The 7,656-nt window shown below is 68.7% G+C and carries 6 protein-coding genes; all 6 read left to right on the top strand.

The window, feature by feature from the left end; all coding sequences use genetic code 11:
• Positions 1 to 561: 561 nt before the first annotated feature.
• Positions 562 to 1,563, top strand: a complete 1,002-nt coding sequence (locus ACFFNX_RS35730) for an ABC transporter permease (RefSeq protein WP_378210392.1) — start codon at positions 562 to 564, stop codon at positions 1,561 to 1,563.
• Between the two features lie 60 nt (positions 1,564 to 1,623).
• The gene (locus tag ACFFNX_RS35725; protein ID WP_378210391.1) at positions 1,624 to 3,372 is read left to right on the top strand and encodes an ABC transporter substrate-binding protein; all 1,749 of its coding nucleotides are present in this window, start codon (positions 1,624 to 1,626) and stop codon (positions 3,370 to 3,372) included.
• A gap of 91 nt (positions 3,373 to 3,463) precedes the next feature.
• Positions 3,464 to 4,477 (top strand): ABC transporter permease, encoded by a 1,014-nt coding sequence (locus ACFFNX_RS35720; protein WP_378210389.1) that lies wholly within the window; start codon positions 3,464 to 3,466, stop codon positions 4,475 to 4,477.
• A 67-nt stretch (positions 4,478 to 4,544) separates the two neighbouring features.
• Complete coding sequence (locus tag ACFFNX_RS35715) at positions 4,545 to 5,594, top strand: ABC transporter ATP-binding protein (RefSeq protein WP_378210388.1); 1,050 nt, start codon at positions 4,545 to 4,547, stop codon at positions 5,592 to 5,594.
• Between the two features lie 20 nt (positions 5,595 to 5,614).
• Positions 5,615 to 6,697, top strand: a complete 1,083-nt coding sequence (locus ACFFNX_RS35710) for an ABC transporter ATP-binding protein (protein ID WP_378210385.1) — start codon at positions 5,615 to 5,617, stop codon at positions 6,695 to 6,697.
• Positions 6,698 to 6,771: 74 nt separating this feature from the next.
• On the top strand, positions 6,772 to 7,656 hold an 885-nt coding region (locus tag ACFFNX_RS35705), incomplete at its 3' end, for an ABC transporter substrate-binding protein (RefSeq protein ID WP_378210383.1).

The following is a 7,656-nucleotide window of genomic DNA, read 5'->3' as shown; positions in this document are numbered from 1 at the left end:
CGTGTCGAGTCCGGTCGCGGCGGCTCCGGCGGCGCGCCCAAGGCGGCGCCGAAGGGCCGGGCCAAGCCCGCGGTCGAGGGGCGGCAGGCGGCGGCCGACCCCGATCTGGCCGAGATCGAGCAGATCTTGAAGAACCGCGGAATCAGTTGATGACCTGCGGAAACACGTGACTGGTGTGACGCGCGTGTGACGTCGTCCATGCACATGTTCACGAACGTGTAACACCGAATGTGGCCTTGGTGACGACGAGATCACAATCGAGACACGGGTACTAGCGCCGACCTGCTCCCGGGCATGAGAGTCGTCCCGGGAGAGGTAGGTTCCCTCTCCAATGGGCGCGTATGGGCCTCATATGTCCTGTTTCGCATATGGGTGACCGGTAGCCCCGTTGACGGCAACGCCGCCGAGCGTGGGAGGTACCCCTGGTGACCGAGCGCAGCGAGGGAACGGTTCAACACTGCACCTTGGTCACGGTGCCGACGAAGGAGGCGCCGTGACCGAGCGCAGCGAGGGAACCGTTCAACACTGCACCTTGGTCACGGTGCCGACGAAGGAGGCGCCGTGACCGCACCGATCGAGGTGTCCGGTTCCGAGGCGGAGGCGCAGCCTGAGGCCGTGCTCGCGGGAATGGGCGGCAAGGTCGAGGGCCGCTCGCTCGGACAGATCGCCTGGATGCGGCTCCGGCGCGACAAGGTGGCCATGGCCGGCGGCGTCCTGGTGCTCCTGCTGATCGTCATGGCGATCTTCGCGCCCCTGCTGACCTCCTGGTTCGGCCACCCGACGAGCGAGTTCCACCAGGACCTCATCGACCCGAACCTCCAGCGCCCGCTGCACGGGCCCTGGCACTCGGGCATCAGCGGAAAGTACCTGCTCGGCGTCGAGCCGACGAACGGCCGCGACATCTTCAGCCGGATCGTCTACGGCGCCCGGATCTCGTTGCTCATCGCCTTCCTCGCGACGCTGCTGTCGGTCGTCATCGGTTCGGTCCTCGGCATCGTCGCCGGCTACTTCGGCGGCTGGGTCGACACCGTGATCGCCCGCGCGATGGACGTCTTCCTGGCCTTCCCGCTCCTGCTGTTCGCCATCGCGCTCGCCGGCGTGGTGCAGGGCAAGGTGTTCGGGCTGTCCGGCAACGGGCTGCGCATCGGCCTGCTGATCTTCATCATCGGGTTCTTCAACTGGGCCTACATCGGCCGCATCATCCGCGGCCAGACGCTGTCGCTGCGCGAGCGCGAGTTCGTCGACGCCGCGCGGGCGATGGGCGCGCGGGCGCCGTACATCCTGTTCCGCGAGCTGCTGCCGAACCTCTTCGCGCCGATCCTGGTGTACTCCACGCTGCTGATCCCCACGAACATCCTGTTCGAGGCGGCGCTCTCCTATCTCGGCGTGGGCGTCAACGAGCCGACGCCCACGTGGGGCGGCATGCTCGCCCAGGCGGTCCCGATCTATTCGGTCGATCCGTGGTTCATGATCGTCCCAGGTCTGGCGATCTTTGTCACCGTTCTCGCCTTCAACCTGTTCGGCGACGGGCTGCGCGATGCCCTCGACCCCCGTGCCCGCTGATCTCACATGTGCCGATCGGACCGACTCTCAATGTCGTTCCCCAAGGAGGAAGACAACCAAATGAGGAGAAGAACGCCTCTTGTGGCGGTGGGCGCCGCGCTCGCCCTCGCCTTGGCCGCGTGCGGCGGCACCGGCGGTTCCAACAGCAGTACCGGAGGGAACGGCAAGTTCGGCGAGGGCAACACCTCGGTGGTGAACCCCTCGACCAAGACCGGCGGCACGCTCCGCATCGGCAACGCCGTCGAGTGGGACAGCACCGACCCGGCCGACACCTACTACGGGTGGTCCTGGGACTTCATCCGCCTGTACGGCCGGGCGCTGACGATGTTCAAGACCGTGCCCGGCAAGGAGGGCCTGCAGCTGGTCCCCGACCTGGCCCAGAACCTCGGTCAGCACAGCGCCGACTTCAAGACCTGGACGTACAAGCTCAAGCCGGGTGTCAAGTACGAGGACGGCACGCCGGTGCGCGCCCAGGACGTCAAGTACGACGTCGAGCGCACGCTGGACAAGAACACGTTCCCGGACGGGCCGACGTACTTCGGTGACTTCCTCGACACCAAGGGCTACACCACTCCGTACAAGGACAAGACCCCGGGCAAGCTCGGTCTGAAGGCGGTCGAGACGCCGGACGACAACACCATCATCTTCCACCTGAAGAAGGCGTTCGCCGGCTTCGACTACCTCGCCATGCTGCCGGCCACCATCCCGGTGCCGCAGGCGAAGGACACGGGCACGAACTACAAGCTGCACCCGGTGTCCACCGGGCCGTACAAGTTCGAGAGCTACACGCCGGGCAAGCAGCTGAACCTGGTCCGCAACACCAACTGGGACCCCAGCACGGACCCGAACCGCAAGCAGCTGCCGGACCGTATCCAGGTGCAGATCGGCGTCAACGCCGACGACCTGGACAACCGCCTGATCGCCGGGTCGGCGGACATGGACATCCAGGGTCTGGGACTGGGGGCCGCCGCCGCGGCCAAGGTCCAGTCGAACCCCAACCTGAAGAAGAACGCCGACTCGGCGGCGACCGCCCGGCTGGACTACGTGGCGGTCTCCTCCTCGGTGCCGCCGTTCGACAACGTCCACTGCCGCAAGGCCGTGGAGTACGCCACCGACAAGCAGGCGATGCAGACCGCCTACGGAGGCCCGCTGTCCGGCGGTGACATCGCGACCCACCTGATGATGCCGCTGATCCCCGGCAACCAGGACATCAACCCCTACCCCTCCGGGCCGGGCAACCACGGTGACGTGGCCAAGGCCAAGCAGGAGCTGCAGGCGTGCGGCAAGCCGAACGGCTTCAGCACGGTGATCTCCGCGCGCACCGAGCGCCCGAAGGAGATCAACGCCGCTCTCGCCCTCCAGCAGGGCCTGCAGAAGGTCGGCATCAAGGCCGAGATCAAGAAGTACCCCACGGGCGACTACTTCAAGCTGTACGCCGGAAACCCGGACTACGTGAAGAAGAACGGCCTCGGTCTGATCATGATGTCGTGGGGCGCCGACTGGCCGGAGGGCTTCGGGTACCTCCAGCAGATCGTCGACAGCCGCGTCATCCGGGCCGCGGGCAATACCAACCTCGGTGTGAAGGACACGGCCGTCGACCAGCTGCTCGACAAGGCGGCGGTGACCGCCGACACGACCGCGCGCGGATCCCTGTGGGCCCAGATCGACGCGAAGGTCATGGACGACGCCTACATCGTGCCGTTCCTGGACGAGAAGCACCTGCTCTACCGGCCGCCCTCGGTGAAGAACGCGTACGTCAACCAGGGCCTCAACGGCTTCTACGACTACGTCCAGCTGGGCGTGAAGTAGCCGTCGGAAAGAACCGTCCATAGAAGGCAGGTGAAGGCATCGGTGGACGGCGGGGAGCCAACCGGCCCGCCGTCCACCGCAGCCGGGCACTGTGGTCAACTTCCTCATCCGGCGACTGCTCGCCGCCATCGCCCTGCTCATCATCGTGAGCATGGTGACGTTCGCCATCTTCTTCCTCGTCCCGAGGCTGACCGGCGCGAGCAGCGCGGACCTGGCCTCGCGCTACGTGGGCAAGAGCGCCGGCCCCCAGGCGATCCACGAGGTGGAGATCCGGCTCGGCCTGAACCGGCCGGTGGCGGTCCAGTACTGGAACTTCGTCAAGGGCATCATCGTCGGGGCGCACTACGACTTCGGCCCCTCGAAGGTGTACTGCGGGCCGCCGTGCTTCGGCTACTCCTTCATCAACCAGACGCCGGTCTGGCCGGACCTGCTCGACCGGCTGCCGGTCACGCTGTCCCTCGCGGGCGGCGCGGCGGTGATCTGGCTGGTGTTCGGCGTGACCACCGGCGTGATCTCCGCGCTCAAGCGGGGCAGCGCGGTCGACCGGGTGTCGATGGGCGTCGCCCTCGCCGGGGTGTCGCTGCCGATCTTCTTCACCGGGCTGCTGTCATTGGCGATCTTCCGGGACCACCTGCAGTGGTTCCCCGGCGCCGGCACCTACGTCGGGTTCACCCAGAACCCGGCGACCTGGGCCGCCAACCTCGTCCTGCCATGGGTCACGCTGGCGTTCCTGCAGGGCGCGTTGTACGCGCGGCTGACCCGTGCCGGAATGCTGGAGACGATGGGGGAGGACTACATCCGCACGGCGCGGGCCAAGGGCCTGCCCGAACGGGTCGTGATCGTCCGGCACGCGCTGCGGGCCACCCTGACGCCCGTGCTGACCATCTTCGGCATCGACCTGGGCACCCTGCTCGGCGGCGCGGTGCTGACCGAGGGCACCTTCTCCCTGCCGGGGCTCGGCAAGTTCGCGATCGACTCGATCAACAACAACGACCTGCCACGGGTCCTCGGCGTCGTGATGATCGGAGCGTTCTTCATCGTGATCGCCAACCTCGTCGTTGACGTCCTGTACGCGGTGATCGACCCGAGGGTGAGGATCTCGTGACCGAGCGGAGCGAGGGAATCGAAAGGCGCGCCCCGGTGGTCGCACACCCTCCGGCGAAGGAGGTCTCATGACCGAGCCGGAGGCCACGGTGCAGGCGCCGCAGGCGTTCCTGGAGGTACGCGACCTGCGCATCCACTTCCCGACCGACGACGGCCTGGTCCGGTCGGTCGACGGGCTGTCCTTCTCGCTGGAGCGCGGCCGTACGCTCGGCATCGTCGGGGAGTCCGGCTCGGGCAAGAGCGTGACCAGCCTGGGCCTGCTGGGCCTGCACAACCGCAAGAACGCCCGGGTCTCCGGCGAGATCTGGCTGGACGGCCAGGAGATCGTCGGCTCGTCGGCCGACCAGGTGCGGCGCATGCGCGGGCGGAAGATGTCCATGATCTTCCAGGACCCGCTGTCGTCGATGCACCCCTTCTACACCATCGGCGCGCAGATCATCGAGGCGTACCGCCTGCACAACGACGTCTCCAAGCAGGTCGCCCGCAAGCACGCCATCGACATGCTCGACCGCGTCGGCATCCCGCAGCCGGACCGGCGGGTCGACGACTATCCGCACCAGTTCTCCGGCGGCATGCGCCAGCGCGCGATGATCGCGATGGCGCTGTCGTGCGACCCGGAGCTGCTCATCGCCGACGAGCCCACGACGGCCCTCGACGTGACCGTGCAGGCGCAGATCCTCGACCTGATCCGCGACCTGCAGCAGGAGTTCAACTCCGCGGTCATCATCATCACCCACGACCTCGGCGTGGTCGCCGAGCTGTCCGACGACATCCTCGTGATGTACGGCGGCCGATGCGTGGAGTACGGCGACGTGGAGGAGATCTTCCATGCGCCCGAGCACCCCTACACCTGGGGCCTGCTCGGCTCGATGCCCCGCCTGGACCGGGACCGCTCCGAGCGGCTCCTGCCGATCAAGGGCAGCCCGCCCAGCCTGATCAACGTGCCGCAGGGCTGTGCGTTCAGCCCCCGCTGCGCGTATGCGGAGCTGAACCAGGGCCGCAGCGAGACCGAGCGCCCGGAGCTGCGCGAGGTCTCCCCCGGGCACCGGGTCGCCTGCCACCTGGACCGCCAGGACCGGCGGCGCCTCTGGGACGAAGAGGTACGGCCGAAGCTTTGAACGAGGAGACCGCGGGAGACATGGTGACGACACCTGACACGACGGTGGTGGAGGAGCCGCGGCCGTCGGGCCCGGAGGATGATGTTCTGCTGGAGGTCAGCGGGCTGCGCAAGCACTTCCCGGTGACCCGCGGTGCGATCGTCAGACGTCAGGTGGGCGCCGTCAAGGCCGTCGACGGCGTCGACTTCACCGTCCGTGCGGGTCAGACCCTGGGCCTGGTGGGGGAGTCCGGCTGCGGCAAGACGACCACCGGCCGCATGATCACCCGCCTGCTGGAGCCGACGGACGGCCGCATCGTCTTCGAGGGCCACGACATCACCCACGTGTCGCAGGGCACGATGCGCCCGCTGCGCCGCGACATCCAGATGATCTTCCAGGATCCGTACTCGTCGCTGAACCCGCGAAAGACGGTCGGCTCGATCGTCGGCGCCCCGTTCCGCCTGCAGAACGTGGCGACCGAGGCGGGCGTGAAGAAGGCGGTGCAGGACCTGCTCGACGTGGTGGGCCTCAACCCCGAGCACTACAACCGGTATCCGCACGAGTTCTCCGGCGGCCAGCGGCAGCGCATCGGCATCGCCCGCACGCTGGCGCTGCGGCCGAAGCTCATCGTGGCGGACGAGCCGGTGTCGGCGCTGGACGTCTCCATCCAGGCGCAGGTCGTCAACCTGCTGGAGGACCTGCAGGACGAGTTCCACCTGACGTACGTGGTGATCGCCCACGACCTGTCGGTGGTCCGGCACATCTCCGACCAGGTCGGGGTGATGTACCTGGGCAAGATGGTGGAGCTGGCCGACAACGAGAGCCTGTACGCCGGCCCGATGCACCCGTACACGGTGGCGCTGCTGTCGGCGGTTCCGGTGCCGGACCCGAGCGCCCGCGGCGGACGCGAGCGCATCCGGTTGCAGGGCGACGTGCCCAGCCCCCTGAACCCGCCGCCGGCGTGCCGTTTCCACACGCGCTGCTGGAAGGCCCAAGAGGTGTGCGGCCAGGTCGAGCCGCCGATGGTGGAGCTGAAGCCGGGCCACCAGGTCGCCTGCCACTTCCCGGAGAACGCCCCGTCGGACGCCGAGGACCGCGTCGCCAAGGCCGCCGGTCTCGCGTGACCGGCCGCCGCGCGTGGTGAACGTCTCACTTCGTGCGCTTGGTGCAATGATGCACTGGTTGCAATGATTTACGGGTGACAGGCAGATTCGCGGCATGTGCGGCGGTGCTCGTACTCGGCCTGGCCGGGTGCGGCGGCGGGCGGGGCGAGACGGTCCGGGCGGACACCACGTTCGACGAGGCGTCGACGCGGACCGTGCACCCCTCGTCGAGCCGCGGCGGCACGCTGCGGCTCCTCATGACCGACGCGCCGGTCTCGCTGGACCCCGGCGACCTCGGCTTCGCCTACGGCGCGGACCTGGCCCGTCTCTACGCGCGCTCGCTCGTCACCTACGCCTCCGCCCCCGGCGCCGCCGGGCTGCGGGTCGTGCCCGACCTGGCCGAGGGGCTCGGCAGGCCCAGCGACGGTGGCCGCACCTGGACCTACCGGCTCCGCTCCGGCCTGACGTACGAGAACGGCCGCGCCGTACGCGCGCAGGACGTCAGGTACGCGGTCGCGCGCAGCAACTACACCGCCGAGCTGGGCGACGGCCCGCACGACCTGCGCGACGTCTTGTCCGGGACCTACTGGGGCCCGTACCTGGACGCGGACCTCGACCACTTCACCGGCGTCACGACGCCCGACGACCGCACCGTCGTCTTCCACCTCAACCACCCGTTCGCCGACTTCGACCACCTGGTGACGAGCCCCCAGACCGCGCCCGTGCCGCGCGACGCCGACACGAGACGAAGGTATGAGAGGCATCCCCTCTCCACCGGGCCGTACCGCTTCGCCGAGAACGACATCGGCGAGGGCTTCACCCTCGTCCGCAACCCCGAGTGGAGAAACGGCCCCGGCCGTCCGGCGCTGCCCGACCGGATCGAGGTCACCGAGAAGGTCGCCGCCGCCGACGTCGACGCCCGCCTGCGGGGCGGCGGCGCGGACGCCGACCCGACCGGCGCGGGCGTGCTGCCCCGCACC

The organism is Actinoallomurus acaciae (assembly GCF_042429965.1).
GTDB lineage: Bacteria > Actinomycetota > Actinomycetes > Streptosporangiales > Streptosporangiaceae > Actinoallomurus > Actinoallomurus acaciae.
The sequence above is the reverse complement of the archived record's forward strand: the minus strand, read 5'-3'. Positions and strand labels throughout refer to the sequence as shown.